We start from the raw sequence: 15,529 nt of genomic DNA, 5'->3' as shown, positions 1-15,529 counted from the left end.
ACGACCGATGGTCATCGACTTCCCCCTCGCCGCGGGATCGTTCCTCGTCGCGATCGTCGTCGGCCTGACCGGTATGGGCGGCGGCGCGCTGATGACGCCGATGATGATGCTGTTCTTCAACGTGCCTCCCCTGGCCGCCGTCTCCAGTGACCTCGTCGCCTCGGCCGTGATGAAGCCGGTCGGCGGGCTCGTCCACCTGCGGCGGGGCACGGTCAACCTGCGGCTGGTCGGCTGGCTGTGCGCGGGATCGGTGCCCTCGGCCTTCTGCGGGGTGCTCGTGGCCCGGGCGTTCGGGGACGGCGAGCAGCTCCAGCAGGCGATCAGATACGCCCTGGGCATCACGCTGCTCCTGGCCGTCGCGGGCCTGGTCGCCAAGACCTGGCTCTCGCGGCATGAAGGGAAGTCCTCGGCGGACCTCGGCGACATTGTCGTGCGCCCATTTCCGACCTTACTGGTCGGTACGGTTGGTGGTCTGATCGTCGGGATCTCGTCCGTGGGCTCGGGGTCATTGATCATCGTGGCGCTGCTCGCGCTCTACCCCGCGCTGAAGGCCAACCAGCTCGTCGGTACCGACCTTGTCCAGGCCGTCCCGCTGGTCGTCTCGGCCGCCTTCGGGCACCTGCTGTTCGGTGACTTCCAGCTCGACATCACCACCTCGCTGCTCGCCGGCTCGATCCCCGGCGTCTACCTGGGCGCGCGTATCTCGGCCCGGGCGCCCGGCGGGGTCATCCGGGCGCTGCTCGCGGTGGTGCTGCTGGCGTCCGCGCTGAAACTCCTCGGCGCGGGGAACGCGGCCACGCTCTGGATCCTGGCCGGTGCCGTCATCGCCGGGGCCGCCGGGTGGTCACTGGTCAGGAACCGCGGTCGCGCGGAGGTAGGGATCGCGGGCGAGGTCCTCGAAGGTCCTCAGGCCACCGGCAGTGGTGTCGAACCGGGTGTCTCCCCGGGGAGCACGCGGTGAGTCGAAGTAGACCAGCGCCTTGATCTGCGGATAGAGCCGCATCTCCCGGCGCACCGAGGAGAAGAACGCCTCCTTGAACCCGGGATCGTCACGGCGCTCGAACACACCCCATTCCGCGATCATGATGGGCTTCGTCGGAAAGCGCGACTGCATCCAGCGGTAGAACCCCGGCCACCCGGCGAACTCCACGCGGGTCTTGTTGACCAGCCCGTCGAAGGTCCGCACCCTGTCGTCGGCGTAGGGGTCCATGGCCACCCAGTCGACCACGTCGTCCCCGGGGTAGAGCCTCTCGAACCAGGGCTCGGCCGCCCAGCTGGGCGCGCCCATGTAGGTCATGACCGTGACCACGTTCCTCACGCCCCGCTGCCTCAGGCGCAGCACCACGTGCCGGAACATCGCGGAGTAGTCCTCGGCGGTCATCCCCGAGCCCGGATACCCCAGCACGTCGTTCTCCGGCTCGTGGTGCACGGTCAGGAAGAACCTCTCGGGGAAGCTCCGGCGGACATGGTCGGCCAGCCGGTCGATCCGCCGGTCGATCGCACCGCCGGCGATCTCCGCCCAGGTGCGGTCGGAGGACGGCTTCCAGTTGACCAGCAGGAGCCTGCGGCCGGCGGGATCGCGGGCGATCTTCCGTTCCTCGGGGGTCGGGAAGAGCTCTGAGCCCCGGTGGTAGACGTGCATGATGTCGGCCGGGCGGCCCATGCGCCTCTCGGCCCGCGCCAGCGCCCGGCCGGGGCGCCGCCCGGTGAAGATCTCCGGTGCGACCCCCCACCACGCCCCGCACGAGGGGATGAGCCTGTCGGTGACCGCGCAGGCGGACACCGTCGAGCGGATGCCCAGCAGGGCGTTGACCCGGGCCGCGGCAGGCTCCGGCGAGTTCTCGGGAATCGCCGGAGGCTGACCGCACGCGCCCATTCCGAGAGCCAGCGCCAGACCCGCACCGCCAATTCTCGCCTTGCGTGACAATGCCCCTAAAAAGGTATTTATCCGAGGCAACGATCCCTCCACAGATGCTCCACGCGAACGGTTCCTGACTTTACTCGCGGCACACCATCTCACTCCCCGGACGTGCCATGTCCCGGACTTCGCCAGTCCGCGTCGCACCTCACAGAAAAGAGTAGGGAAATGTCTAATAAATGACAGTTATCTCACCGTGATCAGCCGTGATCCCCTGAAGAAAATCTTGCGTATCGGATCGGCGAAATGGCGATCCGACCTATAGTTCCTAGGGTCCTGAAGCGTCGACGCCGCCCGAAAGGCACCCGCATGAGCTTGCCTCCGGACGTCTCGATCCGCCGTTCCGGCGGAGAGCTGTCGGACTACGCGTCCCTTCTCCGCCGCAGATGGCTGACCCTCCTGATCTTCCTTGTGGCCGGACTCGGCGGGGGCGTCGCCCAGTTCCGGCTCACCCCGCCCGCCTACACCGCGTCCGCCCAGGTGCTGGTGTCCGCGACGGGCCTCTCCGAGCAGACCAACCAGGTCACCAACCGGCAGCGTGAGCTGCTCAACCTCGACACCGAGGTGCAGGTCGCCCAGTCCGAGGTGGTCGCCAAGAAGGTCGCGCCCGCGCTCAGGGGCAAGCCGGGGGCCGTTGAGGTGTCCGTGCCGCCCAACACCTCGGTCCTGCGGATCTCCTACACGGCCGCCGACCCGCACACCGCGGCCGCCGGGGCCGACGCCTATGCCCAGGCCTACCTGGCCAACCGGAGCGAGTCCACCACGCAGGCACTGAACGCCCAGCTCAAGACGGTTCTCACCAAGCTCAGGCAGGTCAGCGCGGGCCTGGTCGCGGCGGCGGACACACTGCCCAAGCTGGCGCGGGGAACGTCGGAGCGGACCATCGCCCTGCAGCGGCAGAACATGCTCAGCAGGCAGGCCTACCACCTCACCCTCAGATACGACGCGCTCAAGACCATCGCCGTCACCCCGGGATCGGTGATCAGCGACGCGGCCGCGCCGGCCGAGCCCAGCTCCCCCAGCGCTCCCCTCAGCCTCGGCAGCGGCCTCATGATCGGCCTGCTCGCCGGGGTCACCGTCGCCTGGGGCCGCGATCGCCTGGACACCCGGATCCGCGAGGGCGCCGACGTCAAGCGCCTGACCGGCCTCGACATCGTCAGCGCGCGGGAGCTCAAGGAGCTGACGGGCACCGGGAGTGCCGTCCTGCTGGTCAGCGTGCCCGGGACCTCCTCGCGTGACGTGACGCAGGCCGTACGGCAGCTCACCGAACGCGGAATCCCCGTGATCGGCGCGGTCGTCACCCCTCCGGGCGAGCCACCGGACATCTACGGCCCCCGGGACTCCGGCCCGTCCTCCTCCACGGGGACGCCCTCCGCCGGGAGCCGGCGGGCGCCGGACCCGCCCTGGCCCTCGCCGCCGCCCCCGACCGACACCTTGGTCTTCCCTGCGTCAACGACCCCCTCCTGAAGGAGGGGGCTTGAGGCGCAGTAATGCGCTTTGAAGCCCCGCGTTGACCAGCCCCAGCCATCACCTATTGGAGGTGCAGACCAGATGGCTACGTTGAACACAAGATCGCAGACCCACCGGCAGGTGCTTCCTCAGCCTGCCGCTCTGGAATCCGTGGGAGCAGACACGCCCGAGGGTGGGCACGAAACGGCTCACGGACACCGCCACACGGCGGTACCTGGTGTTCAACCTGGGCGAGGGGAGATCGAGCCGACCGGCACCCGGTCTGCTCGGCGTCACCCCGAGGACGCTTCGACGTCTGAGGGAGCCAACCGTGAGGTTCACCCCGTCGTGTTCGTCCTGGACAGACACGGCACCCCGCTGCAACCGTGTCACCCGGCCCGTGCCCGCCGCCTGCTGGCGGCCGGCCGGGCGGTGGTGGCCCGTCACACCCCGTTCGTCATCCGCCTCAAGGACCGCGACGCGGCGACCTCGACCGTCGAAGGCGTGCACGTCGGCATCGACCCCGGCAGCAAGCACACCGGCCTGGCCGTGTTCACCAGCCACGGCGGGAGCCGGACCGGCAGGTACGCGCTCCAGCTCGACCACCGAGGCGCACTGATCCGCGACAAGCTCAGCGCCCGCTCGCAGTATCGGCGTCGGCGCCGCAGTAAAAACCTGCGTTACCGCGCGCCCCGGTTCTCCAACCGCACCAAGCCGAAGGGGTGGCTGGCGCCGTCGCTGCGCCACCGCCTCGACACCACCCTGTCGCAGGTGGCGCGGCTGACCCGGTGGGCGCCCGTGGCCGCCGTGCACGTGGAGCGGGTCTCCTTCGACACCCACAGCATGTCGGCCGGGCGACCGCTCGAAGGAGCGGAATACCAGCAGGGCACCCTCGCCGGGTACGAGGTCCGCGAATACCTGCTCGCCACGTGGGGCCGGGCGTGCGCATACTGCGGCAAGCAGGACGTGCCGCTCAACCTCGACCACATCCACCCCCGCAGCCGGGGCGGCTCCGACCGGATCAGCAACCTCACCCTGGCCTGCATCCCCTGCAACCAGGCGAAGAGCGCCACCCCGATCGAGGAGTTCCTCACGGGCAGGCCCGCGCTGCTCACGAAGATCCTCAAGCAGGCCAAAGCGCCGTTGCGCGACGCCGCCGCCGTCAACGCCACCCGGTGGGCGCTGTGGCGGGCCCTGGAAGCGACCGGCCTGCCCGTTCACCCCGCCTCGGGCGGTCGTACGAAGTGGAACCGCTCCCGCACCCAAGCGCCGAAGTCGCACACGTTGGACGCGTTGCACGTCGGCGAACTGGAGACCGTGACCGTCTGGCCGTCCACGGTCCTGGTGGTCACGGCGACCGGGCGCGGCACCTACGCCCGCACCACCCCCGACCGCTACGGGTTCCCCCGTCTGGTCCGGCCACGGATCAAACTGCACCACGGCTTCCAGACCGGCGACCTGGTCCGGGCGAACGTCCCGGCAGGCAAGAAGGCCGGGGTTCACCTCGGGCGAGTCCTGGTCCGCTCCTCCGGTTCGTTCGACATCACCACCCGGCACGGTCGCGTCGCCGGGATCAACCACAGGCATGTCCGTCATCTTCAGCGCGCGGACGGCTACGGCTACACGACTCAGAAAGAAGCTGATCGAAATACCTGACTGGTTAGGGCGCGTTCGGGCCTGGGCGGCCCTCCCGCTCCCGATTCCTCCCCGGCCCGAAGGCCGGGGCATCCTCGGGAGGTTCTGGTGAGAGGCCTGCACCGGGCGGCCTGGCCGATCGCCGCGCTGCTGGTGGGATACCCGGTGTGGTGGGCACTGGGTATCGGTGGGCTGTCGGTGATCGTGCTGGCCCCGCCGATGGCGCTGGTCCTGTGGCGCCGACGGCCGATCAGGGCGCCGCGGGGGTTCGGGCTCTGGCTGCTGCTGCTGGCGGGCTACCTGATCAGCGCCCTCATGCTCGACGAGATGCCACCCAGCACCTACGGCGAGTTCAGCGCCGGCCGGCTGATCGGTTATGTGATGCGACTGCTCCTCTACGTCTCACTATTGATCATGGTGCTCTACCTGGGCAACCTGACCGAGCGGGAGCTGCCCCAGCTCACCCTGGTGCGCATGCTGGGCGCGCTGTTCATCACCACCGTCGCGGGCGGCCTGCTGGGCGTGTTCGCCCCGCATGCCGACTTCACCTCGCCGGTCGAGCGGATCCTGCCCGGGTGGGTCAGCGGCAACTCCTTCGTCCGCAATCTGATCCACCCCACCACCGCCCAGGTGCAGAAGGTCCTCGGCCATGCCTCCCCGCGCCCGGAGGCCCCGTTCGAGTGGGCCAACGCCTGGGGCAGCAACATCTCGGTGCTGCTCATCTGGTTCGTGGTCGGCTGGTGGGTGTACGGCGGCCCGCGCAGGCGCCTGGCCGTGGCCCCGCTGCTCGCGCTGGCCGCCGTCCCGATCGTCTACTCCCTCAACCGCGGCCTCTGGATCGGCCTGGGCGTCGCAGGCGCCTACCTGTTCCTGCGCCTGGGCCCGAGAGCCCGCGTCCTGGTCTGCTCGGCCGCCGCCTGCGGGGCGCTGGTGCTGTTCCTCACCCCCCTGCACACGATGGTGGCCCAGCGGCTGGACAGCCCGCACAGCAACGACATCCGCGCCTTCACCGTGTCGGCGACCGTCGCCGCCGCGGGCACCTCGCCGATCATCGGCTACGGCAACACCCGCAACGCGATGGGCAACCACCGTACGGTCACCACCGGGAAGACCAGCTGGTGTGACACCTGCGGTCATCCCCCACTGGGCAGCGACGGCCAGCTCTGGCATCTGATGATCACGCAGGGATTCGTCGGAGCCGCGCTCTACGTGGCGTTCTTCGCCGGGGCCATCCGCCGCCACTGGCACGACCGGAGCCCGATCGGCCTGGCCGGAGTCCTGGTGATGATCCTGACCCTGCTCTACATGTTCGTCTACGACGGGCTGGTCACACCGCTCAGCCTGTACCTGATCTCATTCGCACTGCTCTGGAGGAATTCGATGGCGAGCGGAGCCGGATGAACGACGCCCGCGTCCGGCTGCGCTATCTCAGCGAGACCCTCGACCTGCTGTTCCCCGGTCCCGGCGAGGGTCGGCCCTACAGCCTGCTCCCCCACCCCCTTCTCCCCCGCAGGCTGGTCCCCCGCGCCTGGTGGCACCCCGGCAGGAAGATCACGGTCCCGGTGGGGGAGGCCACGGTCGAGACCTACCTCAGCGAGGTGCTGGGCACCCCGATCCGGGTCGTGCTGCACGTCCGGCCCGCCCTGAGGGTCAACCGCAAACCGATCCTGGAGGCCCACGCCCCGGACGGACTGGCCGCCTTCGTGAAGATCGGCGACACCGACCGGGGCCGCGAGCTCATCGCGAACGAGGCGCGGACCCTCCACCTGCTCGCCGGCGTGCCGCTGCGGACCGTCGTCCCGCCGTCCGTGCTGCACCACGGATCCTGGCGCGGCCTGTCCGTGCTCGCGCTCAGCCCGCTCCCCGTACGGCGAGGCCGGATCTCCGCAGACCTGCTCATCGACGCGGTCGGCGAGATCAGCCGGATCCCCGGGCGCGGGTCCGCCTGGCACGGCGACTTCTCCCCGTGGAACATCGCACGCGGCGCGGACGGGCGGCTGCTGGTCTGGGACTGGGAGCGGTTCGCCACCGGGGTGCCGCCCGGTTTCGACGCCCTCCACCACTTCTTCCAGCGCGCTCTGCGCCGCACCGGTCCGGCGACCGCGGCCAGAGCGTGCCTGGCACAGTCGCTGCCCATCCTCGCTCCGTTCGGGCTGTCGGCCGCGGAGTCCAGGCTGACCGCCGTCCGCTACCTGATCGCGCTGGCGGACCGGCATGCGGCCGACGGTCACGCCCCGTTCGGTCCGCCCGACCACTGGCTCAATCCCGTCGTCGACTTCCAGGAAATCCTTACGTGAAAACCAGACTGAAGCGTTCCGTCCACGTTCTCTCGCGGACCACCGGACGCCTCACCGCCCGGAGCCGGATGCTGCCCTCGTTCCTGATCGCCGGGGCACAGCGCTCCGGCACCACCTCTCTCTACCGGGCGCTGGCCCAGCATCCGCTGATCCTCAAGCCCGTGTTGCACAAGGGCGTGCACTACTTCGACGTGGGCTACGACCGGGGCCTGCTCTGGTACCGCGCGCACTTTCCGCTGCGGGCCACGGCCGCCCGGCTGGCCCGCCGGTACGGCTGGCGCCCCCAGGCCTTCGAGTCGTCGCCCTACTACCTGTTCCATCCGCTCGCCTGCTCCCGGATCGCCTGGGATCTGCCCGGAGTGAAGGTGATCGTGCTGGTCCGCGACCCGGTGGAACGCGCCTTCTCGGCCCACGCCCACGAGCTGGCGCGGGGCTTCGAGACCGAGACCTCCTTCCCCAGGGCCGTGGAGCTGGAAGAGAGCAGGCTGGCCGGGGCGGTGGAGGGGTTGTGCGCCTCCCCCTACTCGGTGCACCACTCCCACCGCCACCACGCCTACCTGGCCAGGGGCCGCTACGCCGAACAGCTCGCCCCGCTGGAACCGCTGATCGGCCGGGATCGGCTGCTCGTCCTGGACAGCGGGCGGTTCTTCACCGAGCCGGAGGTCGTCTACGACCGGGTGCTGGAGTTCCTCGGGCTGCCGCACATTGGTGACCCGGTGTTCGAGCGGCACAACGCCCGGCCCCGGCCCGCGCCGATGCCCGAGTCGCTGCGCCGGGAGCTGACCGACCATTTCGAGGCGTCCGACGCCCTGCTGACCTCGTGGCTCGGCGCGGAGCCGACATGGCGGCGCTGACCTTTGGCCGCCTGCCCCGCCTGCCCTGGCTGAAGGGGCCGGCGCGGGGCGGGCTGGCCGGGCTGGCGGGGGCCGGCATCGGCGCCGCCGCGCAGTTCGGGGTGGTCGTGCTGGTCACCAGGGAGGCCGGTCAGGAGGCTGCGGGCACCTTCTTCGCGGCGACCGCGCTCTGCCTGATGGCCGGCGGGATCCTGCGGATGGACGCCGGCAACGGGCTGATCTACTTCATCGCCCGGTCACGGCCGTCCGGATATCGCCGCACCCGCGGCTATGTCCGGACGGCGCTCGTCCCCGTTGTGACGCTCTCGCTGCTCACCGGGGTGGTGGCCGTGCTCACCGCGCCCGACCCCACGGTCCGGGTGCTGGCCGCGGCACTCCCGGTGATGGTGTGCGCGGACGTCGTGGTGGCCGCGACCCGGGGGTTCGGCGCGATGCGGCCCACCGTGCTGCTGGACGGCGTGCTCCAGCCGGTGGCCCAGCTCGTGCTGGTCGGGGCCGTGATACTGGCGGGCGCGGAGTCGGCGCCCCTGCTGGCGGCGGCCTGGGGTCTGCCGGCCCTCCCGGCCCTGGTGCTGGCGGCGCTCTGGCTGCACCGGCGGCTGCCGTACATGCCTTACCTGCCGGGCACCGTCCACGACTTCTGGCGCTACACCTGGCCCCGGTCTGCGGCCGCCGCGATCCAGGCGGTGTTCCAGCGGCTCGACATCGTGGTCGTGGCGATGCTCGCCGGACCGGTCGAGGCTGCGGTCTACACCGCCGCCACCCGGTTCAAGGTCGTCGGCCAGCTCGCCAACCAGGGGCTGGCCCAGGCGGTGCAGCCGAGGCTGGTCCGGGCGCTGGCCGAGGGTGACCTGGCGCGCGCCCGCGAGCTGTACCAGTCGGCCACCATCTGGCTCGTCCTGCTGACCTGGCCGATCTGGCTGGGCTATGCCTCGCTCGCGCCCTGGCTGCTCGGCCTGTTCGGCGACGGTTATGCCGCCGGCGTCCCGGTGGCGCTGGTGCTGGCCGCGACGATGATGCTGGCCACCGCCTGCGGCATGGTCGACGTGGTGCTGACCGCCGCCGGGCACACCGGCTCCAGCCTGGCCGCCCTGGTCGCCGCCATCGCGGTGACCGTGGTGCTGGACGTGCTGCTCATCCCCACCTGCGGGGCGCTCGGCGCGGCCCTCGGCTGGGCCGGGGGTGTGCTGGTCAAGAACCTGCTCCCGCTCTGGCTGATCCACCGCCGTTACGGCCTGCGTCCCTTCGGCGTCCACAGCCTCGCCGCCCTGACGTCGTGGCGGGCGCGATGACGCCCGTCCTGGTGACCGGGCTGCCCCGGAGCGGGACAAGCTGGACGGGCAAGATGCTCTCGGCGAGCGGCGAGCTGGTCTACGTCAACGAGCCGCTGAACCCGCAGCACCCGCCGGGACGGTCCCCCGGAGTGCTCAACGCCCAGGTCACCCACCGTTTCCAGTACATCTGCCCGGACAACGACGAGGTCTGGCTGCCCGCCTTCACCGACACGGCCGCGCTGCGTTACCGGTTCCTGGCCGAGCTGCGCCGTAACCGCTCGCCGTACGACCTGGCGAGGATGGTCCGGTACGGCACCGCGTTCACGCTCGGCCGGCTGACCGGACGCCGGGCACTGCTGGACGACCCGTTCGCACTGTTCTCGGCCGGTTGGTTCGCCGAACGGCTGGGCTGCCGGGTGATCATCCTGCTCCGTGACCCCGTGTCGTTCGTCGGGAGCTGGCAGCGGCTCGGCTGGACGATCTACTTCCATGAGCTGCTCGAACAGCCGTTGCTGATCCGGGACCACCCGCATCTTGAGGCGCTCCGCCCGCTGGTGGGCTGCCAGGACCGGCTCGCCAAGGCCGTCGCGCTCTGGCGGGCGGCCCGGACGGTCGCCACCGAGCTGGCCGCACGGCACCCGGGAATCCTGCTGGTCCGCTACGAGGATCTGGCCACCGACCCGCCGCGCGGCTTCCGCCGGCTGTACGGATGGTCGGGCCTGACGTGGTCCGCCCGCGCCGAGGAGCGCATCTCCCGCGCGTGTACGGCAGCCGGTGGCGGTGCCGACGGTTTCGCCTGGAGTGGGCTGTCCCGCACGGCCTACCGGCCGATGGACTCCCGCCAGGCTCTGGCCGCGGCAGCCGGACGGCTGACTCCCGAGGAGATCCGCCGGGTCAGGGAGCTCGCCTCCCGGTAGGGGGGGAGGCCGGCGGGGAGATCACCGGCCCGCCGCCGGTCGCGGGGATCAGGAGAACAGCCGGCGGAACAGGCAGACGGTGAGCAGCCAGAGTGCGAACGGCAGGTCGTGGAGCAGATAGCGGCGGGCCAGCCGGCCCGGCTCGTTGAGCAGCCGGAAGAGCCACTCCAGCCCTGCCTTCTGCATCCACACGGGCGCCCGGGGCACCGTGCCGGCCGCGAAGGCGATGGCCGAGCCGCAGCCGACGAACCAGGCGCCGGGCAGGTCCTTGCGGAGCATCGCGATGAGCCGGTCCTGCTTGGGGAAGCCCAGTCCGACGAAGACCAGCCGGGGACCGGCCGCCACCACGGCGTCTCTGACCTCCCGGTAACTCTCCGGGGTGGTCTCGAACCCGTACGGCGGGGCGTCCGTCCCGGCGACGAGCAGCCCGGGATGGCGGCCGGTCAGCCGGTCAGCCGCCTGTTCGGCCACCCCCGGCGGACCGCCGAGCAGATAGATCGGGTAACGGTAGAAGGTGGCGGCCTCCGCCAGGGACCAGATCAGGTCGGCGCCGGCGACCCGGCTGGGCACGGGCGTGCCGAGCAGCTTCGCCGCCCACACCAGGGGCATACCGTCGGCCACCACAAGGTCGGCGTCCTCGATGAGCTCGCGTACTCCGGGGTCGCGGGCGGCGGCCCAGCTGATGTCGACGTTCGGAGTGACCAGGTGACCGCCCTCCCCCCGCTTCAGCGCGTCGACCACGTGGTCGACGACCTCCCCCTCGGTCATCGGGTCGATCGCGAGACCGGCCACGTGCACCCTGCGGCGCAGGCGCTTGCGGGTGGCCTTGTCCGGTCGCGGCCGCTGGCGCGGGACGCTCAACGCCTCATGGACTGCCCTGAGCGCCATCAGATGCCGTGCCCGCGGTGATGCAACGTGCTGAGCACGGCCTGGGCTGACACCAGACCCGCCGCCACAGCGAGCGCGATGGGGGCGCGAGGTTCGCCGTGCCGTGCGGCGAAGGCACGCCAGGCCCAGCGGCCCGCCTCCCTGCGCCGGCCGAGGGCGGCGTGGTGGAAGGCGAGCTGACCGTAGACCCGCGCCGCGCCGCGCGGGTCCACGGCCAGATCAGGGTGCCGGGCGAGCATCCATTCCAGCCCGGCGATTCGGTCGGCCCAACGGGTCGCGTACAGGGAGTCGCCCCAGCGGACGCGTACCAGAGGGCGGTCGACGTGCACGATCGGGTGGCGCGCGGCGGCACGCAGCGCCAGGTCCCAGTCCTCGTTCTGGCCTCCCGGCGCACTCTCGTCGGCCCAGAACGCACCACGCCGGAACAGGAACGTCGAGGAGTGGACCATCACCATGCGTGAGCGCACCAGGTGAGCCCGGGTGATCAGCTCGGTCCCGGCGAGCCGGACGACGCGGCGCGAGCCGTACTCGACCTCGATGGCGGTGCTGGAGAACTCCGCACCCGGGACCGCCTCCAGCGCGGCGACCTGCGCGGCGACCTTGCCGGGCAGCCACTGGTCGTCGTCGTCGCAGAAGGCCACGAGGTCGGTGCCGAGCGCCGCGATGCCGGTGTTGCGTGCCCCCGGCAGGCCGGGGCAGAGCCGGTTGGCCACCACCCGGACGCTCCGCGAGACCACCTCTCCCCGCCGTTCCGTCAGGGCCCGGCCGGCCAGCAGGTCGGCCATCTGGTCGGTAACCAGGACCGGGTCGACGCCGTCCACGACGACCACGACCTCCACGGCCCCGGAATGGTCCTGGCCGAGCGCGGCACGCGTGGCCGAGCGCAACTGGTCGGGCCGACGCCCTCGCGTGGGGATGACCACGCCCACCGATTGAGTCACGCCGGCCTCCCGCGATATCCGTATCTGTTCATGAGTGGCCAGGTCAGTGCGGTGACGAGGCGTTGGTGCCGGGCTGAGGCAGCGGTACGCCAGCCGTCGTCCGGGGTCAGGTCGATCCGGCCGACGGCGAAGCGCATGGGGTTGCCCGAGGCCGTGTGGGCCGTCGAAAGCTCGGCCTCGCAGTCGGCCAGGAAGTCGAGGCGGGGCCGGATCCCGATCCTGGCGACCAGGCGTCTGAGCGTGTCACCGGGGGCTTCGAGAAGGTCTTCGTAGCGGACTCGGGTGACGGAGACGCCCCTGCGTGCCAGGAGTTCGAGGCTGAGGTTCTGGGCCAGCCAGTGCATCGAGGTGCGGGCCGGCGACCATCGGGTCATCGGGCGGCCGTCCTCGGGGCGCACGACCCGCCTGCCCCAGGAGTGCGCGACCGCACGGGGGTCGCGGACGACGTGGACGACATGCACGTCGACTCCGGCGGCGGCCAGGCAGAAGGCCAGGGAGGCGTGCTTGCTGGAGTCGATCACGACAGGGCAGCCGGCGGTCTCACCCGCCGCGTCGTACAGGCGCCGGTGAACGGCGATGTATTCATCGAGGCCGGCCAGTCCGGGGGACGGCCACGCGACGGGGGCGCCCGTCTGCTCCTCGGTGAGGAGATGCGCCAGGATGGGGATGCGCCGGGTGCGATCCACCTGCTGCCTGAGGTCGAGCATCCGGAGAGCCAATCCCTCGGACCAGCCGCCGAACGCGCGCTCGCCGACCTTGGACCAGAACGGGCATGAGCCGAACGGCCGGCGGCATCCGCACGCCTCGTCCGCCAGGACGCCCCTCGTCCAGAGGTGGACGACCTCCCCGAGCGGCGCGATGCCCGGCACCTCACCGAGGAGGCGTTCCAGCAGCGTGGTGCCGCTGCGGCCAAGGCCGCCCACGAAAACGACCCGGGTGGGGGAGGGGCTGTCAGACACAGGCACGGATCCTTACCTGACGGATACGGAACGTGCCGAGGCTATCGCGGAGAGTGACCAAGGGGTCAAGGAACGGGAAAAGGATCTACCTGGGAGATGTCATGGCCGGACCGGCAACAGAACGGCCCTCTCCGTCCCACCCGGGCTGCGGGCGCGGCGGAGAGGGCCGGTGTGAGGGGTGCGTCGAGGGCCCGGGGCCGGGCACTACCTCGCGTCGACGATCATCCCGGCGCCGACGGTGTTGCTGGTGGACTCGTCCACCAGGATGAAGCCGCCGGTAAGGCGGTTCCTGGCGTAGTCGTCCACGAACAGCGGCTGGGTGACGCGGAGCGAGACCCGTCCGATCTCGTTCAGGCCGAGCGACGGAGCCGTCTCGTCACGGTGCAGGGTGTTGACGTCCAGCCGGTAGTGCAGGTCGCGGACCAGGGCGCGGGCCGTGCGGGTGGTGTGCTTGATGGTCAGTTTGGTGCGCGGGCTCAGCTTGCTCGCGTCGGTCATCCAGCAGATCATCGCCTCCAGCTCCTGGGCGACCTGCGGCTGGTTGTTCGGACGGCAGATCATGTCGCCACGTGAGATGTCGATGTCGTCCTCCAGCCGGAGGGTCACCGACATCGGTGCGAACGCCTCGTCCACTGGTCCGTCGAAGGTGTCGATCGACGTGATCCGCGTGACCAGGCCCGAGGGCAGGTGCACGACCTCGTCACCCGGCTTGAGCACGCCGCCGGCGACCTGGCCGGCGTAGCCGCGGTAGTCGTGGAAGGCCGGATCCGTGGCCCGCTGCGGGCGGATGACGTACTGCACTGGGAAGCGCACGTCGACCAGGTTGCGGTCGGAGGCGATGTGCACGTTCTCCAGGTGGTGCAGCAGGGAGGAGCCGTTGTACCAGGGCATGTTCTCGGAACGCGAGACCACGTTGTCGCCGTGCAGCGCCGAGATCGGGATGAACGTCAGGTCCGGGGCGTTCAGCTTCGCCGCGAACGAGGTGAACTCCTCGCGGATCTCCTCGAACCGCTCCTGGGAGTAGTCGACGAGGTCCATCTTGTTCACGGCAAGCACCAGGTGCGGCACGCGCAGCAGCGTGGTCAGGAACGCGTGCCGCCGCGACTGCTCCAGCACGCCCTTCCGCGCGTCGATCAGCACGATCGCCAGGTCGGCGGTGGAGGCACCGGTGACCATGTTCCGGGTGTACTGGATGTGTCCGGGGGTGTCGGCGATGATGAACTTGCGCCTGGGCGTGGCGAAGTAGCGGTAGGCCACGTCGATCGTGATGCCCTGCTCCCGCTCGGCCCGCAGGCCGTCGGTGAGCAGCGACAGGTCGGTGTATTCGGTGCCGCGGTCGCGGGAGGTCCGCTCGACGGCCTCAAGCTGGTCCTCGAAGATCGCCTTGGAGTCGAAGAGCAGCCGCCCGATGAGGGTCGACTTGCCGTCGTCGACGCTTCCCGCCGTGGCGAAGCGGAGAATGTCCATCAGAAGTAGCCTTCCCTCTTGCGGTCTTCCATGGAGGCCTCGGAGGCGCGGTCATCGGCGCGGGTGGCGCCGCGCTCGGTGATCCGGGTGGCGGCGATCTCGTCGATGATCTCCTCGACCGTCGCCGCTGCGGACTGGACGGCTCCCGTGCAGGTCACATCGCCCACCGTGCGATAACGGACCACGGCTTCGAAGAGCGGCTCGTCCTCGTCGCGGACGATGAACTCGCTGTCGGCCAGCAGCATGCCGTCCCGCTCGAACACCGTGCGCGTGTGCGCGTAGTAGATCGACGGGATCTCGATGCCCTCGCGGCGGATGTAGTCCCAGATGTCGAGCTCGGTCCAGTTGGACAGCGGGAACACCCGGATGTGCTCGCCCTTGCGGATCCTGGCGTTGTAGAGGTTCCACAGCTCAGGGCGCTGGCTCTTCGGGTCCCACTGGCCGAACTCGTCGCGGAAGGAGAACACCCGCTCCTTCGCGCGGGCCTTCTCCTCGTCGCGGCGGGCACCGCCGAACACCGCGTCGTACTCGTTGTCCTCGATCGCGTCCAGCAGGGTGGTGGTCTGCAGGCGGTTGCGGGAGGCCCGGCGGCCGGTCTCCTCGGTCACCCGGCCCGCGTCGATGGAGTCCTGCACACTGGCCACGACCAGGCGGGCGCCCAGCTCCCCGGCGCGGCGGTCGCGGAACTCGATGACCTCGGGGAAGTTGTGCCCGGTGTCGACGTGCATCAGTGGAAAGGGGATCGGCGCGGGCCAGAAGGCCTTCTCCGCGATGCGGAGCATGACGATGGAATCCTTGCCACCGGAGAAGAGCAGACACGGACGCTCGAACTCGGCCGCCACCTCACGCATGATGTGAACGGCCTCTGCCTCGAGAACATCGAGCTGCGACGTTGTGTAGTCGCTCTGGAGCATCAGACTCTCCTAGCGG

General features: G+C 70.6%; 14 protein-coding genes. 8 read left to right on the top strand and 6 right to left on the bottom strand.

Translation table 11 applies throughout. The features are described 5' to 3' along the window. Window positions 1-7: 7 nt before the first annotated feature. Window positions 8-961, top strand: coding sequence for a sulfite exporter TauE/SafE family protein (locus ACIN94_RS04130; RefSeq protein ID WP_400699355.1), 954 nt, complete (start codon window positions 8-10; stop codon window positions 959-961). Here ACIN94_RS04130 and ACIN94_RS04125 read toward each other — a convergent pair. After that, window positions 845-1,927, bottom strand: coding sequence for a glycoside hydrolase family 26 protein (locus tag ACIN94_RS04125; protein WP_400699352.1), 1,083 nt, complete (start codon window positions 1,925-1,927; stop codon window positions 845-847). The two genes, ACIN94_RS04130 and ACIN94_RS04125, sit on opposite strands and share 117 nt — an antisense overlap. 300 nt (window positions 1,928-2,227) lie before the next feature. On the opposite strand from ACIN94_RS04125, the gene ACIN94_RS04120 reads away from it, so the two are divergent. The 7 genes from ACIN94_RS04120 to ACIN94_RS04090 all read left to right on the top strand — a co-directional run bounded on the left by ACIN94_RS04120 (window position 2,228) and on the right by ACIN94_RS04090 (window position 10,344). Beyond that, on the top strand, window positions 2,228-3,385 hold the full coding sequence (locus ACIN94_RS04120; RefSeq protein ID WP_400699349.1) for a YveK family protein: 1,158 nt from the start codon (window positions 2,228-2,230) through the stop codon (window positions 3,383-3,385). A 330-nt stretch (window positions 3,386-3,715) separates the two neighbouring features. Continuing rightward, window positions 3,716-5,023: an RNA-guided endonuclease IscB gene (gene iscB / locus ACIN94_RS04115; protein ID WP_400699346.1), complete on the top strand. Its 1,308-nt coding sequence runs from the start codon at window positions 3,716-3,718 to the stop codon at window positions 5,021-5,023. 87 nt (window positions 5,024-5,110) lie between these two features. Further along, complete coding sequence (locus ACIN94_RS04110) at window positions 5,111-6,403, top strand: hypothetical protein (protein ID WP_400699343.1); 1,293 nt, start codon at window positions 5,111-5,113, stop codon at window positions 6,401-6,403. Beyond that, on the top strand, window positions 6,400-7,299 hold the full coding sequence (locus ACIN94_RS04105; RefSeq protein ID WP_400699340.1) for a hypothetical protein: 900 nt from the start codon (window positions 6,400-6,402) through the stop codon (window positions 7,297-7,299). Before ACIN94_RS04110 ends, ACIN94_RS04105 begins: the two co-directional genes overlap by 4 nt. Next, window positions 7,296-8,153, top strand: a complete 858-nt coding sequence (locus ACIN94_RS04100; RefSeq protein ID WP_400699337.1) for a sulfotransferase — start codon at window positions 7,296-7,298, stop codon at window positions 8,151-8,153. The genes ACIN94_RS04105 and ACIN94_RS04100 overlap by 4 nt, the downstream gene beginning before the upstream one ends. Continuing rightward, on the top strand, window positions 8,141-9,445 hold the full coding sequence (locus ACIN94_RS04095; RefSeq protein WP_400699334.1) for a lipopolysaccharide biosynthesis protein: 1,305 nt from the start codon (window positions 8,141-8,143) through the stop codon (window positions 9,443-9,445). Before ACIN94_RS04100 ends, ACIN94_RS04095 begins: the two co-directional genes overlap by 13 nt. Continuing rightward, window positions 9,442-10,344 carry a sulfotransferase gene (locus ACIN94_RS04090; protein WP_400699331.1) on the top strand — a complete coding sequence of 301 codons (903 nt, stop codon included), beginning with the start codon at window positions 9,442-9,444 and terminating at the stop codon, window positions 10,342-10,344. Before ACIN94_RS04095 ends, ACIN94_RS04090 begins: the two co-directional genes overlap by 4 nt. A gap of 48 nt (window positions 10,345-10,392) precedes the next feature. Here ACIN94_RS04090 and ACIN94_RS04085 read toward each other — a convergent pair whose 3' ends face one another. The 5 genes from ACIN94_RS04085 to cysD form a co-directional block, all read right to left on the bottom strand. Further along, window positions 10,393-11,205, bottom strand: coding sequence for a WecB/TagA/CpsF family glycosyltransferase (locus ACIN94_RS04085; RefSeq protein WP_400699328.1), 813 nt, complete (start codon window positions 11,203-11,205; stop codon window positions 10,393-10,395). A gap of 26 nt (window positions 11,206-11,231) precedes the next feature. Beyond that, entirely contained in the window at window positions 11,232-12,173 is a 942-nt protein-coding gene (locus ACIN94_RS04080; protein ID WP_400699325.1) for a glycosyltransferase family 2 protein, read from the bottom strand. Next, window positions 12,170-13,132, bottom strand: coding sequence for a sulfotransferase (locus ACIN94_RS04075; protein WP_400699322.1), 963 nt, complete (start codon window positions 13,130-13,132; stop codon window positions 12,170-12,172). Before ACIN94_RS04075 ends, ACIN94_RS04080 begins: the two co-directional genes overlap by 4 nt. 204 nt (window positions 13,133-13,336) lie before the next feature. After that, window positions 13,337-14,599: a sulfate adenylyltransferase subunit CysN gene (cysN, locus tag ACIN94_RS04070; protein ID WP_400699319.1), complete on the bottom strand. Its 1,263-nt coding sequence runs from the start codon at window positions 14,597-14,599 to the stop codon at window positions 13,337-13,339. Continuing rightward, on the bottom strand, window positions 14,599-15,513 hold the full coding sequence (cysD, locus tag ACIN94_RS04065) for a sulfate adenylyltransferase subunit CysD (RefSeq protein ID WP_400699316.1): 915 nt from the start codon (window positions 15,511-15,513) through the stop codon (window positions 14,599-14,601). The genes cysN and cysD overlap by 1 nt, the downstream gene beginning before the upstream one ends. Window positions 15,514-15,529: the final 16 nt, after the last annotated feature.

It is taken from the genome of Streptosporangium sp. NPDC087985 (assembly GCF_044741965.1).
Classification (GTDB): domain Bacteria; phylum Actinomycetota; class Actinomycetes; order Streptosporangiales; family Streptosporangiaceae; genus Streptosporangium.
This window is presented reverse-complemented; position numbering and strand designations above follow the sequence as displayed.

What these genes read in the sequence shown, in the direction of transcription:
- ACIN94_RS04120 (WP_400699349.1), top strand. Translation starts at nt 2,228, where the DNA reads ATGAGCTTGCCTCCGGACGTCTCGATCCGCCGTTCCGGCGGAGAGCTG.
- ACIN94_RS04095 (WP_400699334.1), top strand. Translation starts at nt 8,141, where the DNA reads ATGGCGGCGCTGACCTTTGGCCGCCTGCCCCGCCTGCCCTGGCTGAAG.
- ACIN94_RS04130 (WP_400699355.1), top strand. Translation starts at nt 8, where the DNA reads ATGGTCATCGACTTCCCCCTCGCCGCGGGATCGTTCCTCGTCGCGATC.
- ACIN94_RS04105 (WP_400699340.1), top strand. Translation starts at nt 6,400, where the DNA reads ATGAACGACGCCCGCGTCCGGCTGCGCTATCTCAGCGAGACCCTCGAC.
- ACIN94_RS04090 (WP_400699331.1), top strand. Translation starts at nt 9,442, where the DNA reads ATGACGCCCGTCCTGGTGACCGGGCTGCCCCGGAGCGGGACAAGCTGG.
- cysD (WP_400699316.1), bottom strand. Translation starts at nt 15,513, where the DNA reads ATGCTCCAGAGCGACTACACAACGTCGCAGCTCGATGTTCTCGAGGCA.
- cysN (WP_400699319.1), bottom strand. Translation starts at nt 14,599, where the DNA reads ATGGACATTCTCCGCTTCGCCACGGCGGGAAGCGTCGACGACGGCAAG.